General features: G+C 70.3%; 14 protein-coding genes and 1 tRNA gene. 11 read left to right on the forward strand and 4 right to left on the reverse strand.

Translation table 11 applies throughout. The annotated features are described in order from the left end of the window. Positions 1-204 precede the first annotated feature (204 nt). Positions 205-1,140 carry a hypothetical protein gene (locus AC0VYL_RS10130; RefSeq protein ID WP_475462237.1) on the forward strand — a complete coding sequence of 312 codons (936 nt, stop codon included), beginning with the start codon at positions 205-207 and terminating at the stop codon, positions 1,138-1,140. 74 nt (positions 1,141-1,214) lie between these two features. Here AC0VYL_RS10130 and AC0VYL_RS10135 read toward each other — a convergent pair whose 3' ends face one another. Next, positions 1,215-2,882, reverse strand: a complete 1,668-nt coding sequence (locus tag AC0VYL_RS10135; protein ID WP_475462239.1) for an alkaline phosphatase D family protein — start codon at positions 2,880-2,882, stop codon at positions 1,215-1,217. Positions 2,883-3,010: 128 nt separating this feature from the next. On the opposite strand from AC0VYL_RS10135, the gene AC0VYL_RS10140 reads away from it, so the two are divergent. The 5 genes from AC0VYL_RS10140 (at position 3,011) to AC0VYL_RS10160 (ending at position 5,440) form a co-directional block, all read left to right on the forward strand. After that, complete coding sequence (locus AC0VYL_RS10140) at positions 3,011-3,421, forward strand: secondary thiamine-phosphate synthase enzyme YjbQ (RefSeq protein ID WP_475462241.1); 411 nt, start codon at positions 3,011-3,013, stop codon at positions 3,419-3,421. A 181-nt stretch (positions 3,422-3,602) separates the two neighbouring features. Continuing rightward, positions 3,603-4,028 (forward strand): DUF3052 domain-containing protein, encoded by a 426-nt coding sequence (locus AC0VYL_RS10145; protein ID WP_026129353.1) that lies wholly within the window; start codon positions 3,603-3,605, stop codon positions 4,026-4,028. A 134-nt stretch (positions 4,029-4,162) separates the two neighbouring features. Continuing rightward, positions 4,163-4,630, forward strand: coding sequence for a peroxiredoxin (locus AC0VYL_RS10150; protein WP_475482955.1), 468 nt, complete (start codon positions 4,163-4,165; stop codon positions 4,628-4,630). A gap of 53 nt (positions 4,631-4,683) precedes the next feature. Further along, positions 4,684-4,757: transfer RNA gene (locus AC0VYL_RS10155), tRNA-Val, on the forward strand. A 62-nt stretch (positions 4,758-4,819) separates the two neighbouring features. Beyond that, positions 4,820-5,440, forward strand: a complete 621-nt coding sequence (locus tag AC0VYL_RS10160; protein WP_475482956.1) for a GyrI-like domain-containing protein — start codon at positions 4,820-4,822, stop codon at positions 5,438-5,440. A gap of 15 nt (positions 5,441-5,455) precedes the next feature. Here the strand turns inward: AC0VYL_RS10160 and AC0VYL_RS10165 are convergent, their stop codons facing one another. The 3 genes from AC0VYL_RS10165 to AC0VYL_RS10175 form a co-directional block, all read right to left on the reverse strand. Beyond that, positions 5,456-6,280, reverse strand: coding sequence for a universal stress protein (locus AC0VYL_RS10165; protein ID WP_475482957.1), 825 nt, complete (start codon positions 6,278-6,280; stop codon positions 5,456-5,458). A gap of 67 nt (positions 6,281-6,347) precedes the next feature. Further along, positions 6,348-7,724, reverse strand: coding sequence for an LCP family protein (locus AC0VYL_RS10170; RefSeq protein WP_475482958.1), 1,377 nt, complete (start codon positions 7,722-7,724; stop codon positions 6,348-6,350). 143 nt (positions 7,725-7,867) lie between these two features. Then, positions 7,868-8,566, reverse strand: a complete 699-nt coding sequence (locus tag AC0VYL_RS10175; protein ID WP_475482959.1) for a hypothetical protein — start codon at positions 8,564-8,566, stop codon at positions 7,868-7,870. 161 nt (positions 8,567-8,727) lie between these two features. Between AC0VYL_RS10175 and AC0VYL_RS10180 the strand changes: the two genes are divergently transcribed. The 5 genes from AC0VYL_RS10180 (at position 8,728) to AC0VYL_RS10200 (ending at position 21,642) form a co-directional block, all read left to right on the forward strand. After that, on the forward strand, positions 8,728-9,393 hold the full coding sequence (locus tag AC0VYL_RS10180) for a response regulator transcription factor (protein ID WP_475463010.1): 666 nt from the start codon (positions 8,728-8,730) through the stop codon (positions 9,391-9,393). Next, the gene (locus AC0VYL_RS10185; RefSeq protein WP_475482960.1) at positions 9,390-10,763 is read left to right on the forward strand and encodes a sensor histidine kinase; all 1,374 of its coding nucleotides are present in this window, start codon (positions 9,390-9,392) and stop codon (positions 10,761-10,763) included. Before AC0VYL_RS10180 ends, AC0VYL_RS10185 begins: the two co-directional genes overlap by 4 nt. A gap of 422 nt (positions 10,764-11,185) precedes the next feature. Beyond that, positions 11,186-14,545, forward strand: coding sequence for an NACHT domain-containing protein (locus tag AC0VYL_RS10190; RefSeq protein ID WP_475482961.1), 3,360 nt, complete (start codon positions 11,186-11,188; stop codon positions 14,543-14,545). Between the two features lie 523 nt (positions 14,546-15,068). Beyond that, positions 15,069-20,552, forward strand: coding sequence for an ATP-binding protein (locus AC0VYL_RS10195; RefSeq protein WP_475482962.1), 5,484 nt, complete (start codon positions 15,069-15,071; stop codon positions 20,550-20,552). A 643-nt stretch (positions 20,553-21,195) separates the two neighbouring features. Continuing rightward, the gene (locus tag AC0VYL_RS10200; protein ID WP_475482963.1) at positions 21,196-21,642 is read left to right on the forward strand and encodes a Clp protease/crotonase-like domain-containing protein; all 447 of its coding nucleotides are present in this window, start codon (positions 21,196-21,198) and stop codon (positions 21,640-21,642) included. The last annotated feature ends 43 nt before the right edge of the window (positions 21,643-21,685 follow it).

Raw genomic sequence — 21,685 nt, forward strand, 5'->3', positions numbered from 1 at the left:
CAGCGTCGGGTATGTGTGTAACTGACCGTGTGCGCCCGGGGACTACGCGAAAAGAGATAGCTTTGATACGGGCAGGTTGCAGGTGGAGCCAGAGACGACGAAAACCCTCGGGCGTCGCTCCCCGCACCGCTCCGTCACGACGTTCTTGGGGGGTCCAACGCTGTGGTCGAGCGACCGAGGAAGAGGTTCCGGATACTACGCCCGGTGATCGATTTCGTACTCCAACCCACACAGGAGGGTGAGCTGCGCAGGCGTGTCCTGTTCTGGCTCCCCGCGCCGATTCCGGTCCTGGGTCTGGTGTACCTGCTGGTGGGCGGCGCGATGTCCGCCGCCGGATGGACCATCCTGCTGGCCGCGAGCGTGGGCGTGGGAACGCTGTTGCTCGCCGTGATCGTGCAGCCCACCCCGCTTCCCGAGGGTCTGGCGCCGCCGGTCTCGGCCCGCCGCTCCCTGCACCGCTTCCGGCAGTTCACCCAGCTGAGGGTGGCGCTGGCCCTGGTGCCCATGGTCATCGGCGCCGCGGCCGCCATCGCGGGCGGCGGTATGTACCCGCTGTTCGCCGCGCTGGCCCTGGCCTGGCCGCAGCTGCTGCTGGCCATGCCCACGTTCTTCACCATCACCAGGGCCCGCCGCGCCATGGAGGCCTGGGGTACCACCGCCTACCTCTGGCACGCCCTCTCCCGGCCCGCCAGGGTCACCTGGCCGGTCGTGACGACGCTGGTCCGCTCCTACCGGGCGTGGCGCACCGACCGCGCCCGCCGTCTGGACCGCCAGAAGCAGGAGGACCAGCAGCAGGACCAGGCGTGGCAGGAGGCCGTCGACGAGGAGAAGCGCAACCCCACCGAGGCGCAGGCCCCCGTCGAGGACCGGCCCGAGGCGGAGGGGCCCCGGCTCCAGCGCACCCGCAAGCTGCACGCGCTTCCCGAGGAACTCGACGACCAGGACAACGAGCCCACCACGCTCCTGCCCAAGCCCGACCTGGTCGAGACCGAGGACACCCCCGCGGCGGCCACCGGGTCGCGCGGCACCGTCAACCGGGCCGCCCGGCAGCTCCTGGAGGAGGGTGGCGCGCTCGGTCTGAGCGTGCGCAACCGGCGCCGGGGGCACGCCAGTCGGCGCCCGCCCTCGCACAAGCCCTAGCCGCACTCCGGCACGGAACTCCGAAAGCACCTCCGGCGGCGCCCACACGGGCGCCGCCGGAGCTGTTCCGAGCGTCAGACACGGACCCGTCGACGGATCTCGGGCAGGGCGTCGTCCCCGCCCTGCGGGCAGTGGTACCAGCGCGCCTCGGCCTCGCGGCCGTCGAAGACCACCTCACCGATGGTGTTGCCGAAGTAGGGCCGTTCCGCCAGACGCCAGGACAGCGGGCTGCGGCGCACCCCGGCCAGCCGCGTCAGGACGCCCCCGGCCAGCTGGAGGGGCCAGCTCGCGGACACCGTGGCCGCACGGCGCAGGTTCGGGGAGAGCTGGTTGCAGAGCGCGGAGGAGACCAGCTGGGCGACCCGCGAGGTCGTCCGTCCCGCGCGCGCCCGGGCGCGCGCCAGGTAGGAGAAGTGAACGTCTCCGCTGAGCAGGAGGACCGTGGCGGGAGCCGGACCCCGGCCGCCACGGGCGACGTCGAGCACGGCGTCCGCGAGGCGGTGGAAGGAGTACTGGAAGGCGCCCCAGTGCTCCAGGTCCAGGGCCTGGCGCAGCCGCTCGGCGGGGCCCCTGGCCGCCGAACCCCAGGCACCCGCGCACACCGCCTCGTTCCACGCCTCCAGGTGGTGCACGGAGGGCGGCAGCAGGACCGGGACGGTGGAGGCCACCACGAGGTGGTCGGGGCCGCCGGTGAGGTGCTCGTCCAGCCAGTCGTGCCCGTCGGGGCCCAGGATGGACCTGGAACCGCCGGAGAGGTCGTCCTCGTCCAGGGCCCGGCCGCAGCGGGTGTCGGTCACCAGGACCCGCACGCCGCCCACGTCGTGGTGGTGGCTCCACCGGTAGGAGGAGGGGTCGTCGTGCGCCCGCCAGGCGAACGAGTCCACCGTGTCCCCTGCGTCGGTGCCGCGATCGCGGTGGTCGCGCACGGCAGCCCACAGCGGGTCCTTGGCGCGCGCGTCGGGGGAGAGGTTCCCCACGTGCTGGTACACCCAGTAGGCGCCGACACCGCTGGTCACCCGGGTGCGCCACCACGGGTGGCCGTCCATCGCGCCGCGCCAGGCGGCCGAGGTGTTCCAGTCGTCGCGGATGTCGTGGTCGTCGAAGACCATCAGCGTGGGCACGGTCGACAGCAGCCACCGCACCTGGGGATCGGACCAGGCCTGGCGGTAGAGCTCGGCGTACTCGTCGAAGCGGACGACCTCGCCCTCGGGCGCGCCGTCCGGGTCGTCCGCGCCGCGCCGCTCCTGGAGGAAGGCCCGCATGGGTTCCTGGACCTCGTCGGCGTAGACCTGGTCACCGATCAGCAGCAGGACCAGGTTGTCCTCCGTCGGGTCCTCACGGGCCAGACGGCGGGCGGTGGCGCGGAGCATGTCGGGGCCGTAGCGGACCAGGCCCTCGGGAGTGTCACCGGTGGGGGTGTGGCAGGAGCCGTACAGCAGCCGCGTCGGCGCGTCCGGGGACAGGGTGCGCAGGACGCTCGGCGGCAACGGGCTGTCGGGTTCGGGCCACACCCGGTCCTCACCGAGGAAGACCTCGTAGGGAAGGACGGAACCCGGCGTCAGGCCCTCGATTTCGCACACGGCGTAGTGGTGGCCGTGGACCGTGAAGGTGCGGCTGGCCGAGACCGGCCCGCCGTCCACGCGAACCCGGACGTCACAGGGGGCGTCCGTCTCCACCCACACCGTCGCCGTGGCGGGGCCCACGTGGCGAAGCACGGGCCCCAAAAGTAACGAGACAGTCACCCTTATCCCTTCTTTCGTCCAGTTTCACACACGTCGGGGAGGAGTATGGCCCCTTCAGAGGGGTTCGGTCACCCGCGGACGCACAGGTGATGGTTGCACCGGGGGCCAGGCTGCGCGAAGGTGTCGCTATGCGGACACTGATCCTTGAGCTGCACACCGGCGGATCGGAGAGCGTCACCGACATCACCGAGCAGTGCCGAGAGTTCGTCGCCCGAAGCGGCGGCGACGGCCTGCTCAACGTCTTCGTCCCGCACGCGACGGCGGGTGTGGCCATCATCGAGCTGGGCGCGGGGTCCGACGACGACCTCCTGGCCTCCCTCGACGACCTGCTACCAGCCGACGACCGGTGGCGTCACCGGCACGGGTCCCGAGGACACGGACGCTCACACGTCATGCCGGCGTTCGTCGCACCGCAGACCACAGTGCCAGTACTATCCGGCAGACTCGAACTGGGCACGTGGCAGTCCATCGCGATCGTGGACCTGAACGTGGACAACCCGGATCGGCAGGTCCGGTTGTCCTTCCTGGAGTCCGGATGAGCTGATTCGACGCGAGCCGGGTTCGGACGCGCGTTGACGGGATATGCCACTAGCGTGTGAACTAGGCCATCAGCGATGGTTACGGACCCACGTGACGGGCGACAAAAAATGCCCGGCATCGTTGTGACAACTGCTTCGTGCAGGCAAGATTGAGAAAAACCATCTGTGGAGGAGAACTTTCGTGAGCGCGACCGCGGGCCAGGCACAAAGCGAACGCGGCTTGGCTGACCGACTCGGATTCAAGCCGGGTCAGGTGGTGCAGGAATTCGGGTTCGACGATGACGTCGACGAGGGACTGCGCGCTTCCATCGCCGAACTCACGGGCGAGGCACTGGTCGACGAGGACTTCGACGGCGACGTCGACGCGGCACTGCTGTGGTGGCGGTCCGACGAGGAAGGCGACCTCACCGACGCTCTGATGGACACGGTGACGACCATCGCCGACGGCGGGACCATCCTGGTCCTGACCCCGAAGGCCGGTCGTGAGCTGCACGTGTCCCCCAACGACGTGGCCGAGGCCGCCACCACCTCGGGCCTGTCCCAGACCAGCGCGGTCAGCATCGGCGCCGACTGGTCGGGCACCCGCCTGGTCGTTCCCAAGCGGTGACGGACACCACCCGTACCGGGTGAGTCGTCCGGCGCCGCGCGTCCCAGGAAGCACGGACGCGCGGCGCTGAGGGGCGCCCGCCGACCGGCGGGCGCCGGTACCGGCCCGTGCGGTCGGCCGACACGAACGCGAGCATGACCGACACCGTCTCCGTGGGCGCCCGCGCGCCCGAGTTCAGCCTCCGGGACCAGTACGGCCAGGACACCGTCCTGAGCGCCCTGCGGGGCGGCCCCGTGCTCGTCGTGTTCTACCCGCTGGCCTTCTCGGGGGTGTGCTCCGGAGAGCTCGCGGACTTGCGCGAACACCATGACGTGCTCCGAGGTCTCGGGGTCACGGTGCTGGCGGTGTCGGTGGACTCGACCTTCGCCCTGCGCACCTGGTCCGACCGGGAGGGGTTCCCCTTCGCGCTGCTCTCGGACTTCTGGCCGCACGGCGGGGTCGCCCGGGACTACGGGGTCTTCGACGACGGGCGCGGAGTGGCCCGGCGGGGCACCTTCCTCATCGACGCCGGGGGCACCGTCCGCTGGACCGCGCACACGCCCGTCGACCGTCCCCGGGACGTCGGCGAGTACGTGGCCCAGGCCCGCCACCTGGCGGGATGATCCGGGCGCGGGGAACCACCGCGAAGCGGTATGATCTCTCGCGACGCACACACGGGCGCGTAGCTCAGTTGGTTAGAGCAATTGCCTTACAAGCAATAGGCCAGGGGTTCGAGTCCCTTCGCGCCCACGTGGAACGGACCGGTGTCCGTTCCGGTTCTCCGGAGCCGCACGACGAGGCGGGTACCGCCGATGACGGACAGGACCGACTTCAGACGGAGTCTCGACTCCTACCGGGCCCGACGCGGTCGGTTCCGCGTCCTGGACGTGCCGGACCTCCGCTACCTCATGGTGGACGGACACGGCGACCCCAACTCCTCCCCGCTCTTCACCGAGGGGGTCGAGGCGCTCTACCCGGTCGCCTACACGCTGAAGTTCGCCAGTAGGCGCGAGCTCGGCCGGGACTACGTCGTCCCGCCCCTGGAGGGGCTGTGGTGGGCCCGGGACATGGACTCCTTCACGGTCTCCCGGGACAAGTCGCGGTGGGAGTGGACGCTGATGCTCATGGTCCCCGACTGGATCGGGCCGGGCCTGGTCCCGGCCGCCGTCGAGGAGGTCCGTGGGAGGAAGCGGCCGACCCGCCTGGACGACGTCCGCCTGGAATCCCTCTCCGAGGGCCGCTGCGTGCAGACGCTGCACGTGGGCCCCTTCGACGAGGAGGCCGAGGTGCTCGCGCGGATGCACGACGGGTTCATCCCGGAGCACGGCCTGCGGATGACCGGCAGGCACCACGAGATCTACCTCAGCGATCCCCGCAGGAGCGCCCCCGAGAGGCTGCGCACCATCCTCAGGCAGCCCGTCACGGACCGCTGAGCGGAGCCTCGGCCCTCAGCCGGGGATGACCACGACCGGGCACCGGGCCCGCACGGTCAGCCTCTGTCCGACCGACCCGCGCAGGAGCCCGGCGGTCAGCCCAAGGCTCCGGGTCCCGATGACGATCAGGTCGGCGTCGGCCGAGCGCTCCACGAGGAGGTCGACCGGATCGCCCCGCTCGTCCTCCTCACGGACGGGCACGTGCCGGTCCGGCTTCCTCGCTGCGTCGATCACCGCCGCCGTCCCGGAGCGCTCGTTCGGGGAGGAGTCTCCGAGCGCTCGGAAGACCAGGAGCTCCGCCCCGCGGATCCGGGCCTCCTCAAGGGCGTAGGACACCACCGCGCGGGTGGAGGGACCACCGTCGACGCCCGCGACGACGCGTCCCCGTCCCTGTGTGGCGGCCCCGGAGACGACGGTCACGGGGCCGGGGGAGCGGCCGATCAGCCTTCGGCTGACGGACCCGGCGATGGTTCCGGACAGGAACCCCAGTCGGCGTGTGCCGACCACCAACGGGCCCCCGTCCGCTGAGGTGAGCAGTGCGTCGACGGGGTCCCCGGCGACGACCAGCACCTCGATGCGGTCCTCCGGTACGGCCCCCACGGCGCGGGAGAAGGCCGCCTCCGCCCTGCGCCGGAGCCGCTGGTCGCTCTGGAACTCCTCGCGGGAGATCTGCCTCCTGGAGTCCGAGATCGGGCTCCTGTTGGCCGGTCCGGACGACCCCACGGTCACGATCCGGAGCGAGGCCTCCCAGAGGCGCGCGTAGGCGCTCGCCCACTCGACGGCGTCGAGACTGGCTCGGGAGCCGTCACCGCCCACGGTCACGGTCGATCGGGCGTTCACGTTTCCTCGCATCGGAACTCGGCCCCCACGGGCCGGGCGTCGCTCGCCCGACGTGGTCGTCGCTCCGTCAGCACGCGCTCTCCTGTTCCTCGGCGGTGACGCCGCCGAGGTCGTCGGTGATGGACAGGTCGCTGTCGGAGGAGGAGCTTCCGAAGCCCTCCCAGTCCGATCCGGCGACCAGTTCGAGGGTCTGCTCCAGGCCCTCGACCTCCTCGGTCTGCGCGTTGGTGAGGCTGTTCGCGAGCAACTCGGCCGCGTCCTCGTCGCCCGGGCCGTGGTAGACCGTGGTCGTCTCGGGGGCACGCTGCTCGGGGTTGCCCGTGCCGGTGACCACGAACCCGTCGTCGACCAGGACCGCCTGGATCTCCAGGGCGAGCCCCTCGATCCCGGTGTTGTTCACCACCTCCACGGTGACGTCGCCGGGTTCCACGGAGCTCTCCTGTGCCTCGCCGCCGTCGTCCCCTCCGCCCAGGTCCTGGCCGTTGTTGATGGCCTCGAACAGGGCCGGGGCCGCGTCGCTCATGATGATGCGGTTCTCGTCGGCCGGGTGGGCGCCGTTGGGGACCGTGACGAACTGGACGCGGTCCAGGTTGACCTCGCGCATGGAGATGGCGATGTCGGCCATGGTGTCCACGGTGAGCTCCTCGTCGGTGGTGATCGAGTCCGTGACCGCGCCGAGGAAGCGCGTGATGGTGACGGGACTGGTCATCACCTCGCTGCTCAGGACCTGGCGCAGCATGGCGCCCATGAACTCCTGCTGGCGGTCGATCCGGGACAGGTCGCTGCCGTCGCCCTGCGAGTAGCGGGAGCGCACGAAGCCCAGGGAGTCCTCACCGTCCAGGGTCTGGAGCCCGGCGTCCAGCACCAGGTGCGCCTTGGGGTCGTCCACCGGCTCGGGGATGCACATCTCCACCCCGCCGATGGCGTCCACCATGTCCTTGAAGCCGACGAAGTCCATCATCAGGAAGTGGTCCAGGTGCACACCCGTGACCTGCTCGACGACCTGCCACTGGCAGCCCACACCGCCGAAGGTCATCACGGAGCTGATCATGCCCTCCTGCGGCCGCATGCCCTCGTACCCCTCCACAGGGTCACAGCCGGGCAGGTCGACCATGAGGTCGCGGGGCAGGTTCACCAGGGTGGCCGCGCCGTTGTCCACGTTGACGCTCGCGATGAGCATCGTGTCCGGACGCTCGCCCTCGGCGGCGCCGTAGTCGGCGTTCTCGCCGGAACGTACGTCCGAGCCGATGACGAGGATGTTCATGACGCCCTCGACGCTCGTGGGCCGGTCCCACTCGTCGGTGTCCACCTGGGTGGTGGTGATGTTGCCGACCAGCCCCTGGTACCAGCCGTAACTCAGCAGACTCGCGATGACGACCAACGCCGTCGCGGCGCAGGCCACCCACTTCCCAGTGGAAAGCCGCAGGGATGACGGACCCGACAAATCCCCGTCTCCTCTCTCGTTTCGACCCAGCCGGAACAGCGTGTCAGTGGTTTCTGAGCGCTTCCTGAGGTCAACCTGAAGACGCCCTTCAGGTTGGGGCGGGGACGTGTCGGAGACCGTCGCGGCGGTACGGGCGTCGGACGTCAGTCGCGCGCGCGGACGTCCTCGACCCCGCCGGAGAGGTCGAGGATCACCTCGTAGTCCTGTCCGTCCGCACCCAGGACCCGGACCGCCCAGCCCGGGCCGCTCTCGTCGATCCGCTCGACACCGGTGGCGCGGGCCCCCTCTCCGACCGCCTCCTCGGCGGTGGCGGAGACCTCCTCCCGGTCGGCCTCGTGCCGGGCCCCGGTGTCCTCCCACGGCGCGGGCCCGCCGTCGGTGTCCCGGAACTGCACTCCGTTGACGGTGAAGACGACCGCGCCGTCGGGGGCACCGTCCCCCTCGGAGCCGTAGCGGACCCCCAGAGTGACCTCGGTCCCCTCCAGGGAGCGCAACTCCTCCAGAATCGTGCCCGCCGTGCCGTCGCCGTCGAAGTCCTCCACCACCGGATCGGTGAGCAGCCACGCACAGGGGCCGAAGTCCACCCCCACCCCGGCGACGTACCAGTCCTCGGCGGTGCCGCCGGAACGCAGTTCGCCGATCAGCTGCTCGAAGCCGTCGACCGGGCGCGACGTGCCCTCCCCGACCGGATGGCGCAGCGTGGGGGCACCGGTGAAACCGTCGAGGCGGATCGTCTCCACCGCCAGCTCCGGGTCCTTGAGCACGGCGTATCCGCCCACACCCAGGACCGACAGGGCCACCGCCGCGCACGAGACCAGGACCGTCGTGCGGCGTCGCGTCATCGGTCCCTCCAACCGCGGGTGTCGAGAGGACTCCATTGTCCCCCAGGTCGATGATGGGAACCTGAAACCAACCTGAAGACGGCTTTCAGGTTGCCTTCATCATGGCCTCAGCATCGAACGGCATGCTGGGCTGGTCCAAGGGAACGGGAGGGTTCGGCGCGGTGGCGATTCTGGTGGTGGAGGACGAGGAGGGCATCGTCTCCTTCGTCCGGCGCGCTCTGGAGAACGCCGGGCACACGGTGGTGACCGCCTCGGACGGTATCGACGGTCTGGTCATGGCGCTGTCGACCGACGTCGAGCTGGTCATCCTCGACCTGGGACTGCCGGGCCTGGCGGGCGAGGAGGTCCTGCGCCGACTCCGCCTGCGCCGTCCCACGGTGCCGGTGATCGTGCTCACCGCCAAGGACGCGGTCAGCGATCGGATCGTCAACCTCGACGCCGGCGCCGACGACTACGTGGTCAAACCGTTCAGCGTGAACGAACTGCTCGCCCGGGTCCGTGCCAGGCTGCGCACCAGCGGGTCGGACCGTGCCGACGCCGTGACCGCCCGGGGCGTCACCCTGGACCTGGGGAGGCACACGGCCTTCGTGGACGGAGCCGTCGTCCCCCTGTCCGCGCGGGAGTTCGCCCTGCTGTCGGTCCTGCTCCACCATCCCAGCCAGGTCTTCTCCCAGTCCCGGCTGCTCGACCTGGTGTGGGGCTACGACTTCGACGGAGCGTCCAACGTCGTCGAGGTCTACGTCAGCCAACTGCGTCGCAAGCTCGGGGCGGAACGCATCCAGACCGTGCGGGGCGTCGGCTACCGCCTGAGCGGCGGCGAGGGGTGAGCCTCACCAGGCGCCTGGTCCTTCGGGCGCTCATGGTGATGGTGCTGGTCGTCGGTGGTGTCACCGCCCTCACCTACGAACTGGTCCTCGTCTCCGGCCGCAACGACGTCGACGACCTGCTGCGGCAGGAGTCCGCGCTGCTGACCGACACGTTGGGCGACCAGCTGCCCGCCGCGGCGGGGCTGGACGGCATGGTGTCGGGGCCCGAGGCCGAGCGCGCCGCGCACCGTGCCCTGGCGATTCGCCCCAGCGGCCCCCGGCACGTGTCACTGGTGCACGTCGACGGGGTCCGTCTGCAGAGCACCGGTGGCCCCGCCGAGGTCGCGGGGTTGATGCGCGGTGACGACGCGCCCGCCTCGGCGCCCGGGGTCGCGCGGACCGTGGACACCGACGTCGGTCGGGTCCGGGTCCTGGACACCCCGGTCACCGACGCGGCCGACGAGAAGATCGCCGTCATCACCGTCGCCGCGCCGTTGGACACGGTCCAGGACACGGCCGCCACGGTCCTGCTGTTCACCGCGGTGGCTGGGGGCATCGGCATCGGCGGGGGAGGGGTCGCGCTGTGGCTGGTGGTGCGACGCACCCTGGCGCCGGTGCGGAAGGTGTCGGCGGCCGCCCAGCGGATCTCACCGACCGACCTGGCCACCCGCGTGCCCGTCCCGGACACCGGGGACGAGATCGCGGAACTGGCCACCGAGATCAACCGCATGCTCACCCGCATCGAGCAGGCGGACACGGGACGGCGCCGCTACCTGGCGGCGATCTCCCATGAGGTCCGCACGCCCCTCGCGGTCGCGGAGGGACACCTGGAACTGCTGGGCGGCCCGGAGGCGGAGATCGTGCACGCCGAGCTCGAACGGCTGCGGCGCGTGCTGGAGGACCTCATGGCGGTGGCGCGCGGCGGCGACGGGGTCGACGCCCACCTCGGCCCCGTGTTCCTGCCCGACCTGTTCGACGCGGTCCGGGCCAGGGTGGCCTCCCTGTCCCACGCGCGGTCCGTGGTCTTCCACGAGGCCTCCCCCCAGGTCGTGCTCGGAGACGAGGCCCGGCTGGAGCAGTGCCTGATGAACCTGGTCTCCAACGCGATCGACCACAACCCGCCGCACGTCGTCGTGGACGTGGCCACCGGAGTCGAAGGGGACACGGTGGCCCTGACCGTGACGGACGACGGGGACGGGATCGACCCGGACGTGCTCCCCCTGGTGTTCGAGCCGTTCGTGACGACACGCCCCGACCAGCAGGGCGGACTCGTCGGCCTGGGATTGTCGATCGTCCGGTCCCTGGTGACGGCGCAGGGGGGAAGCGTGGAGATCGAGAGCGGCCCCGGGGGGACCACGGTCCGGATCCTCCTGCCCGTGGCCAAGGCCTGACCGGGCCCCCGGACGGGGCGGGCCACCGCTCCTGGGAGATTCGGTCACCTCCCTCGCGCACCCGCCCCCGGAGAGCGGTTGACGAGCCTCGCGAAGGTGGTGCCGAGACCGTAGCGGAAGGAGGGCGGGAGGCTGACGCCGCGCGTCTCGGAGGGCAGGTCCTTCGGCCGTCGCCAGTCGGGACGGTCGAGCTGCGGTGAGGTCTTGGCGGGTCCGCGCTGGCAGGCCGGGACCGCCACCCTTGGGAGACCGGGACGGAGTCGGCACAACATGGTCCGGGTCGATTCGACGCTCCTCTCGGTTGGGGCTGCCGGGGCCGGGCCCGAACCCCTATCGTCGGTTCCGTCGGCCGGACCGCCGTCCCTCAGGGAATCGTGGTCTCGGTCCGGCGTACCCCCCAACGGAGAGACCCAGGGACACGCATGGTGGCATGGGAGGCAGCGGCGCTGAAGGCCGCGGGCACGGTCGGTAGCAAGGCGGGACGGGCCTGGCTCACGCAGAGGTCGGCCGCCGCGGACCGGGACAAGGACCTCAGCGAGCTCATTCGGAGCACCTTCCGCGACACAGTGGCGCGCAGGAAGGTCGAGCACCAGCTGGACGGCATCGCCCTGGCGGTGATGGAAAGGCTCCAACCCCTGTGCGAACAGGAATTCCGGGGGCTGGACGACGCGGACCGGGCCTCGGTGCTGGCCGAACTGGCCGACACCCTGGAACGCGCCGACCTGTCCGACGACGCGGTGCTTGGTGCGGACGCCGACCCGACCGAGCTGGTCCGGCGGATACGCGCCCAGGTGCCGCGCGGACGGTTGGTGCTGGAGCTGGGCGAGGCCGGGGCGCGGATGTTCGACATCCTCCTGGAGGAGTGCTGCGAGGACCTGCTCCAGATCGTGGTGACACTGCCGCAGTTCACGCCCCGCGCCACCGCCGAGACGCTGTCGCGGCTGACGGGGGTCTCCGACCAGGTCGCCGCCGCCCTTGCACGGATACCCCGGCGTACCCTGGACGCCCCCGACGGTGAGGACGACGACGAGGACTTCGGCCGTAGGTACACACGGCACATCAGCCAGGTGCTCGACAACGTGGAGCTGTTCGGGGTCCAGGTCAAGCGGTACCGGCCCCGTACCTCCCTGAGCGTGGCGTACATCAGCCTGTCCGTGTCGACCCGGACGCGGGGCCGGGGCCGTGACGGTGAGGGGCGGGGGCACCTGTCGCTGACGGGGGAGGAGGGCGCCGGGCTCGCAGAGCCCGCGAACGCCACCATGCGGGTGGAGAGCGCCCTCGGTGGTGCTCGACGCACGCTGATCCGGGGTGAAGCCGGATCCGGCAAGAGCACGCTGCTGCGCTGGCTGGCGATCACCGCTGTCCGTGAGGGCTTCGATGGCGACCTGGAGGAGTGGAACGGCTGCACACCCTTCCTCGTGAAGCTGCGCAGCCACGCACGGGGGGACCTGCCGGGGCCCGAGCGCTTCCTGGAGGGCACCGCCGACCCCCTGGCCGACCTCATGCCCCGGGGATGGGTCCACCGGCAGCTCAGGTCAGGTCGGGCGTTGCTCCTGGTGGACGGGGTGGACGAACTCTCCACGGCCCAGCGCAGGAAGGTGCCGAACTGGCTTCGCGACCTGCTGGCGGCCTACCCCGGAATACGGGTGATCGTCACCAGCCGTCCGGCGGCGGCCAGCGCCCGCTGGTTGTCGGGGGAGGGGTTCGGCACCGCGCACCTCGAACCCATGGGCCCGTCGGACCTGCGCGAACTCATCCGGCAGTGGCACCGGGCCATGGCCGAGGTGCCCCAGTTGCCGTGCGCGGTTGAGGACCTGCCCGGCTACGAGTCGGCGCTCCTGGCCCGGTTGGAGGGGGCACCGCACCTGCGATCCCTGGCCTCGACCCCGCTGCTGGCGGCGATGCTGTGCGCGCTGAACCTGGACCACAGGACCAGGCTGCCCCGTGACCGCATGGGGTTGTACGCGGCCACGCTGGAGATGCTGCTGGACCGGCGTGACGATGAGCGAGACATCCCCTCCTTCCGCGACGTGGAGCTGGACTACGGACAGAAGCTGCGCCTGCTCCAGGACCTCGCCTGGCGGCTGTCGTTGTCGCAGCGTTCCGAACTGCCCACGGCTGTGGTGTTGCGGCAGGTGGAGGAGCGGCTGTCGACGATGCCCGGCGTCAGAGGCGAGCCTGAACCGGTCACCGAGTTCCTACTGCAACGGACGGGTGCGCTGCGGGAACCGGTGGAGGGCCGGGTCGACTTCGTGCACCGGACCGTGCAGGAGTACCTGACCGCCAAGCAGGCGATCTACGACCACGACGTCGAGCTGCTGGTGGAGAAGGCCCACCTGCCGGGGTGGCGGGAGACCGTGGTCATGGCCGCCGGGCACGCCAACCGTCCCCAACTGGAGGAACTGCTCGGCGGAGTGCTGGCGCGGATCGGCGCCGAGCCTCAGCACGCCCGGAAGCTGAAGCTGCTGGTGGCCGCGTGCCTGGAGACGGCGGCATCGGTGCCGGTGGCACTCCGCGAAGCGATCGACGCGTGCGTGGACGACCTGGTCCCGCCGAGGGACATGGCCACGGCCCGGTCGCTGGCCACGGCGGGGGAGCTGGTCCTGGATCGCCTGCCGGAGAGCCTGGAGGGGCTGTCGGACGCGCAGGCGAGGGCGACCGTTCGGGCGGTGGCGTTGGTCAACGGAGACCGGGCACTGGAACTGCTGGCGGGAGACGGATACCGGCAGGACCCTCGGGAGGTGGTCCAACGTGAATTGCAGGAAGTGTGGTCTCACTTTTCCCCTGACTTGTACGCACGAAGAGTTCTCGCCAGGGCGCCGTTGGTCAGCGGAAAGCTTCACGTCAAGACTCAGCGGCAGGTGGATACCCTGAGGCTCTTTCCGCATCTGCGAAATCTCCAGTGCAGGTCTCCCGGGTTGGAAGATCTGTCGTTTCTGGATGACCTGCGGAATCTTGAGATTCTTGAGATTTTCGAGAGTGAACTGAATGATCTCGATCGCATCGGTGGCCTGAGAGCGATGATCAGAAGTCTCTCCGTGTCGCTCGGGGGCGAAGCCGACCCGGCTGTTCTGGCCCTGATGCCCGCCTTGCGTGAGCTGTTTCTGCGTATTGGGGGACGTGCGGACATCGGGTTCGTATCAGATCTTCCGCAGTTGAAGTGGATGCACCTCCTGTCCCTGGCCAACGTGAGAGACTATTCTCCGCTTCTGAGTCAGGTTGAACTCGAGTCACTGTGGCTCCAATCCTGTGTGCGCCTGACTGAGGTGGACTCTCTTCCGCTCACTCCCCGAGTGTTCCAACTCGGGCTAGTCGGGTCCAGGCTACGTTGTGACCTGCCCGAAGTGATCTCCAGGGCTCCCGGTCTGAGCTCATTGAATCTGAGTAACTGCTCCTGGGTGAGAGATCTGGCATCGTTGTCTCGACTGAGTCTGCGGACCCTCTATCTGATTGACGTGGATGCGGTTGTGGACCTGGATTTCCTGGAAGGCCTGGAAGGTCTGGTTCACCTCAGGGTGGATGGGTCTCCCTTGTCTGATCTCAGTCCTGTGTCCAGCTTGGCTGGAATTAGTGATATATCGTTTGAAAGATGTTCGAATATTACAAGCCTGGAGCCGCTGGCTACGCTTGGTGAACTTCGACACCTCAGATTGTTGGATGCCAGGCCTGAGATCGACCTGGAGCCACTCGCTGGGTGTAAGGACCTAACGATCTATATCCGAGCTGGTCAGCGAGTGCGCAACCGTCAGGCCTTTTCCGGGAAGATTGAAGAGCAGGGCTGACTTGGGGCGGATCGGGTGGCTGAATTGAGAAGGGCATCGGCGAGATGGTTGAGGCCTCCACCGCTCCACTCGCTGCCTCCCACGCGGGACGACCCGGCCTCCGTGGGTTGGAGCCGACGCGGCCCCCTCTGCCGCCAGACGTCCCCCGTTTTGTGGCCCGGTGGGGCATGGCGAACTCGGGGACTTCGCGGGTCGGTCGACAGACGCGGGTGGGGTCGGAGGGGGTGAGGGCCCTCACCCCCTCCGACCCCACCGCCGCTCCTGGGAGATTCGGTCACCTCCCTCGCGCACCCGCCGACAGCACTCCAGATCCGTGCGGTTGTGGCAAACCTCGCGTCTGGCGACCCCCAGCGGGCCCTGGCGAGACGGTTTTTGTGGAGATCCCACAAAGCCACGGCCCCGGCATGAGCAATTCGGGACATTGGTGTACTCCAGCTGATCCACCAAGCTAGAAGCAGGTGCAGGCGGCGCTCCGAGATCCGGACGTCGCCTTCTGCGTTGCAGTACTTGGGAGGGGCATTCGGTGTTCAGTCGTGTCGCCATCGTCAACCGTGGAGAGGCCGCGATGCGGCTCATCCACGCCGTCCGGGACCTCTCGGCGGAAACCGGGGCACGGATCGAGACGGTCGCCCTCTACACCGACGCGGACCGCAACTCGACCTTCGTGCGTGAGGCCGACGTCGCCTACGACCTGGGCCCGGCCTCGGCCCGCCCCTACCTCGACCTCGCCGTCCTCGAACGCGCCCTGCTGGAGACCAGGGCCGACGCCGCATGGGTCGGCTGGGGCTTCGTCGCCGAGGACCCCAACTTCGCGGAACTGTGCGAGCGGATCGGCGTCACCTTCGTCGGCCCCAGCCCCGAGGCGATGCGCAAACTCGGTGACAAGATCGGCTCGAAGCTGATCGCCGAGGAGGTCGGCGTCCCTGTCGCTCCTTGGAGCCGGGGCGAGGTGGCCACCCTGGAGGAGGCCCTGCGCGCCGGCGACGAGATCGGCTACCCGCTGATGCTCAAGGCCACGGCGGGCGGCGGCGGTCGCGGTATCCGCATGGTCGCCTCCGCCGAGGACCTGACCGACGCCTACGAGCGCACCAGCCAGGAGGCGCTGCGCGCCTTCGGCTCCGGCGTGGTCTTCCTGGAGCGCCTGGTCACCGGCGCCCGACACGTCGAGGTGCAGGTCATCTCCGACGGCCAGGGCACCGCGTGGGCGCTGGGCGTGCGCGACTGCTCCGTGCAGCGCCGCAACCAGAAGATCATCGAGGAGTCCGCCTCCCCGGTCCTGGAACCCGAGCAGGCCGCCGAGCTCAGGGCCTCCGCCGAACGCCTCGCCGTGGCCGTCGGCTACCGGGGCGCCTGTACCGTCGAGTTCCTCTACCACCCCGGTGAGCGGCTGTTCGCCTTCCTCGAGGTCAACACCCGCCTCCAGGTCGAGCACCCCATCACCGAGATCACCACCGGTACCGACCTGGTCCGCATGCAGCTGTTCGTGGCCTCCGGCGGGAAGCTGGAGGGCACCCAGCCCGAGGAGGTCGGGCACGCGGTGGAGGCCCGGCTCAACGCCGAGGACCCCGACCGCGACTTCGCGCCCTCCCCGGGCCGCATCACCCGCCTGGACATGCCCTCCGGTCCCGGCATCCGCGTCGACACCGGTGTGCGCGAGGGCGACAGCATCCCCGCCGACTTCGACTCGATGATCGCGAAGATCATCGCCTACGGACGCGACCGCGACCAGGCGCTGGGCCGCCTCCGCCGCGCCATGTCCGAGACCACCGTCATCATCGAGGGCGGCGCGACCAACAAGAGCTTCGTCCTCGACCTGCTCGACCAGCCCGAGGTCATCGACGGCAGCGCCGACACCGGTTGGATCGACCGCGTCCGTGCCGAGGGCCGCCTGGTCGCCCACCGGCACTCCGGCGTGGCCCTCGCCGCGGCGGCCATCGAGGCCTACCGCGACGAGGAGGAGGCCAGCCGCCAGCAGCTGCTGTCCACCGCCCACGGCGGCCGTCCGCAGGTGCAGCACGACACCGGCCGACCCCTGGACCTCAAGCTCCGTGGCGTGAGCTACCGGGTGAGTGTCGCCCGGATCGGGCACAACAGGTTCCGCGTCGGCGTCTCCGGCGGCGGTGACGTCCACCCCGCCGACGTCGAGGTGGAGCGCTTCGACGCCCACAGCGGTCACATCACCGTCAACGGCCGCCGGTTCCGGCTCGTGTCAGCCACGCACGGCCCGGTCCACCTGGTCGAGATCGACGGTGTCACCCACCGGGTCAGCCGCGACGAGGGCGGCGTCGTCCGCTCGCCCGCCCCCGCCCTGGTGGTCGCGACCCCGCTGGCCGTCGGTGACGAGGTCGAGTCGGGCGCACCGATCCTCGTCCTGGAGAGCATGAAGATGGAGACGGTGCTGCGCGCGCCGTTCCGCGCCCGGGTGCGCGAGTGCCCCGTGGCGGTGGGCGGCCAGGTCGAGACCGGCGCCCCGCTGATGCGTCTGGAGCCCCTGGGCGACGACGACGCCGAGGACACCGACGCCCAGGACGAGGTCGTCGAGATCGACCTGCCCGCACCGGTTCCGGCCGCCTCCGCCGGTGAGCGCGCCGAGCGGGGCCTCAGCGACCTGCGCGGCCTGCTGCTGGGCTTCGACTTCTCCCCGGAGGAGCGCACGCGGGTGCTGGCCGACTACCTCACCGCGCGTGAGGAGCTCGGCGCGGAGCCGATCGAGGGCGAGCTCGACCTGCTCACCGTGTTCGCGGACCTGTCGGAGCTGAGCCGCAACAAGCCGGGCGGCGCCGTCGACGCCGAGCAGGACCACCGGGTGCACAGCCCCCGCGAGTACTTCCACAGCTACCTCCAGAGCCTCGACGTCGAGCGCGCCGGGGTGATCGAGGGCTACCAGAACAGGCTGACCCGGGTCCTCGCCCACTACGGGGTCACCGACCTCGACCGCACCCCGGAGCTGGAGGACGCGGTCTTCCGGATCTTCCTCGCCCAGCAGCGCATGGGCGGCTACGTCACGCTCGTGACGGAGCTGCTGCGCCACTGGCTGGCCGACGCCCCGCCGCAGGAGCCGCTGGGCGAACGCGCGGGGCTCGCCCTGGAACACCTGATCGAGGCCACGCAGGTCCGCTTCCCGGCCGTGTCCGACCTCGCCCGGGGCGTGGTGTTCCGCTGGTTCACGCAGCCGCTGCTCCGCCGCAACCGCGCCAAGGTCTACGCGGCCGTCCGCGACGAGCTGCGCCACCTGGACCGCGAACCGGACTCCCCGGACCGCGCCGACCGGATCCAGACCATGGTCGCCAGCTCCGAACCGCTGGTGCGCCTGATCGGTCAGCGGATCGGTCGTCCCGGCAAGGACCACGCTCCGCTGCTCGAGGTCCTGACCCGGCGCTACTACGGCAACCGGGGCCTGTCCGAGGTCACCGCGAGCCAGAGCGGTGGTTGCCAGCTCGTCACCACCGAGCACACCAACTCCCACGGGGTGACCCGTGTGGTCGCCACCGCCGTGGACCTGGCCGACCTGCCCGACGCCCTCGGGGCCGTCGCCGAGCTGGCGGCGGACGCCCCCGAGCACGGACTCGTCGCTGACCTGTACGTGACCTGGGAGGACCAGCCGGACGCCGACGCCATGGCGGTGCGGCTCGCCGGGATCCTGGCCGACCACACGCTGCCCAAGGGCGTGCGCCGGGTCACCGCCACCGTCGCCGGGACCAGCGGCGCGGTCATGCACCACCACTTCACCTTCCGCCCCGAAGGCGGAGAACTGGTCGAGGACCGCCTCATCCGGGGTCTGCACCCGCAGATCGCGCAGCGGCTCCAGCTCCAGCGGCTCCGGGAGTTCGACCTCACCCGTCTGCCGTCCGCCGACGAGGAGGTCTACCTCGTCAAGGCCGTGGCGCGCAGCAACCCGTCCGACGAGCGGCTGATCGCCCTGGGCCAGGTCCGCGACCTCACCCCGCTCCGAGACGCCGACGGCCGCCTGGTCGCGCTCCCCGCCGTGGAGGGCACGCTCGCCGCCTGCCTGGACGCCATCCGCAACATCCAGGCGCAGCGCCCGCACAACAAGCGCTTCGACACCAACCGCATCCTGATGTACGTGTGGCCGCCCACCGAGCTGAGCATCGACGAGCTCAACGCCCTGGTGGAGCGCATCCTGCCGACCACCGACGGCGCCGGGCTGGAGGAGGTCCAGTTCGTGGCCCGCCAGCGCACCGACGAGGGCGAGCTCACCGAGATGGCCGTGCGGGTGGCCCTGGACCCGGGCAGCGACGCCCGCGTCCACGTCGGGGAACCGTCCACCGAGCCGGTGCTTCCGCTGGACGACTACCGACAGAAGGTCCTGCGCGCCGCCCGACGCGGAACCGTCTACCCCTACGAGCTGACCGACATGCTCACCGGGACCGAGGGCACCTTCGTCGAACACGACCTCGACGAGAACGGCCTGCTGGTCCCGGTGGACCGTCCCCGGGGCCGTAACTCGGCGGCGATCGTGGCCGGTGTGGTCACCACGCCCACCGAACGCCACCCCGAGGGCGTCACCCGTGTGGTGCTGCTCGGTGACCCGACCAAGGCGCTGGGCGCGCTGTCCGAGCCGGAGTGCTCGCGGGTCATCGCCGCGATCGACCTGGCCGAGAACATGCGGGTGCCCCTGGAGTGGTTCGCCCTCTCCGCCGGGGCGCGCATCTCGATGACCTCCGGTACCGAGAACATGGACTGGGTCGCGGCCGCGCTCAAGCGGATCGTGGAGTTCACCCAGGACGGCGGCGAGATCAACATCGTGGTCGCCGGGATCACCGTCGGCGCCCAGCCGTACTGGAACGCCGAGGCGACGATGCTCATGCACACCAAGGGCATCCTGGTGATGACGCCGGACTCCGCGATGGTGCTCACCGGCAAGCAGTCGCTGGACTTCTCCGGAGGTGTGTCGGCCGAGGACAACTTCGGTATCGGCGGCTACGACCGGGTGATGGGCCCCAACGGCCAGGCGCAGTACTGGGCGCCGAACCTGCCCGCCGCCCGCGACGTGCTGATGGCGCACTACGACCACACCTACGTGCTGCCGGGCGAGGAGGGGCCGCGCCGGGCCGTCACCAGCGACCCCGACCACCGGGACGTCTCCGACTTCCCGCACTCCGTGGAGGGCAGCGACTTCACCACGGTGGGGGAGATCTTCTCCGCCGAGCACAACCCGGACCGCAAGAAGCCGTTCGACATCCGCACGGTGATGCGGGCCCTGGCCGACCAGGACCACCCGGTGCTGGAGCGCTGGGCAGGGATGGCCGACGCCGACACCTCGGCGGTGCAGGACGCGCACATCGGCGGTTGGCCGGTCTGCCTGGTGGGCATCGAGTCCCGCTCGGTGGCGCGGCGCGGGTTCCCGCCCACCGACGGTCCCGACACCTACACGGCGGGCACGTTGTTCCCGCGCTCGTCCAAGAAGACGGCGCGCGCGATCAACGCCGCCTCGGGCAACCGGCCGCTCGTGGTGCTGGCCAACCTGTCCGGATTCGACGGTTCGCCGGAGTCGATGCGCAAGCTCCAGCTGGAGTACGGCGCGGAGATCGGCCGGGCGATCGTCAACTTCGACGGCCCGATCGTGTTCTGCGTGATCTCCCGCTACCACGGTGGCGCGTTCGTGGTGTTCTCCAAGGCGCTGAACCCGAACATGACGGTGCTGGCCCTGGAGGGGTCGTTCGCGTCGGTCCTGGGCGGCGCCCCGGCGGCGGCGGTGGTGTTCGCCGGTGAGGTGAACAAGCGCACCGCGACGGATCCGCGCGTGACCGAGTTGCAGACCCGGGTGTCGGAGGCCAGCGCCGCCGAACGCGCCGAGCTCAACGCGGAGCTGTCCGAGGTACAGGCCTCGGTCCGCGCCGAGAAGCTGAGCGAGGTCGCCACGGAGTTCGACGGCGTGCACAGCATCCAGCGCGCGGTCGAGGTGGGTTCGGTCGACGCCATCATCAGCGCCGCCGAGCTGCGCCCGAGCATCATCGACGCCATCGCCAAGGGCATGAAGCGCTAGAAGGCACGGGAACGGCCAGCCCCCAGAGAGGGGCTGGCCGTTCCTGCGTTTCCACGTGGAATGATGATCGAAGACCGCTCCGAGTCGAAGATCAAGCGGAGATAACGGCCCACATCGTCGCAGTTCACGAACTGTGAGCCCCGCACACGCGGGGATGGACCGTTGGACTTGCCACTGCCCACGGGCAAGACCGCGTGAGCCCCGCACACGCGGGGATGGACCGCGGGCCCGCCACTCCTCCATGATGGCGGGCCCGTGAGCCCCGCACACGCGGGGATGGGCCGGGCTTGGTCGAGATCGAAGCGAAGCGGGTTCGTGAACCCCGCGCACGATCCTGATCTCGCTCGGGGAGTTGCGGCGTCCGGCGGTGATCGGCTTTGGGCTCGCCCGTGTCCTGAGAGGCAGGTCCGTCTCGCGTGCAGGGTGTCTGTTCGTGGCCGCTATCGTGTCCGCTGTCCCAGACGTCTTGGAGGAAGGATCCACCGTGTCAAACCGAGCCCTGTTCACTTCCGGAGGCTTGGCGCTGGCTCTCCTGCTGAGCGCGTGCGGCGGAGCTGAGGAGACCGAGCGAGAGCCGGACTCCGCCGCTGCGGACGCTGACGCGGCTCAGGAGACAACAACGCCTCAGGAGACGGTGGACCCCATGGATTTGGCCCCCGACGACCTGTGTCAGGTCCTGTCCGACGAAACTCTGGACGAGCTCCTTGGCGAGGAGGACCTTCGCAGTGATCCGCAGAGCACGACAGGGGTCCCCGACCCGGAGGATCTGGCCAAACTGGACCGGTTGCGGATGAGCTGCCTGCTGGTCTCCGCGAATTCTCACACGTTGAGCTTCGACATGGAGATCTACGAGGAGCCCTACGTCGACACCGACTATCCCGATCTCACCGAGGCGGACGCCGACCCTGACATCGACCTGGGCGACTTCGCGGTCACGGACGATGGCCTGGGTGACAAAGGGGCGGGCGTGACGGTGGTGGAGGGGCAGGTCTACGTCCACGCCAGCTACACGGCCATGGGCGGCGACAAGGAAGAGATGATGCCCGGGGCGCTTCTGATGGTGGAGGAGCTGTTGGCGGCTGTCAGCTGACGGGCGTGACGGCCCCCGTCGGTCCCGGCACCGGCCCTGCGTC

The organism is Nocardiopsis sp. iso_238 (assembly GCF_056173325.1).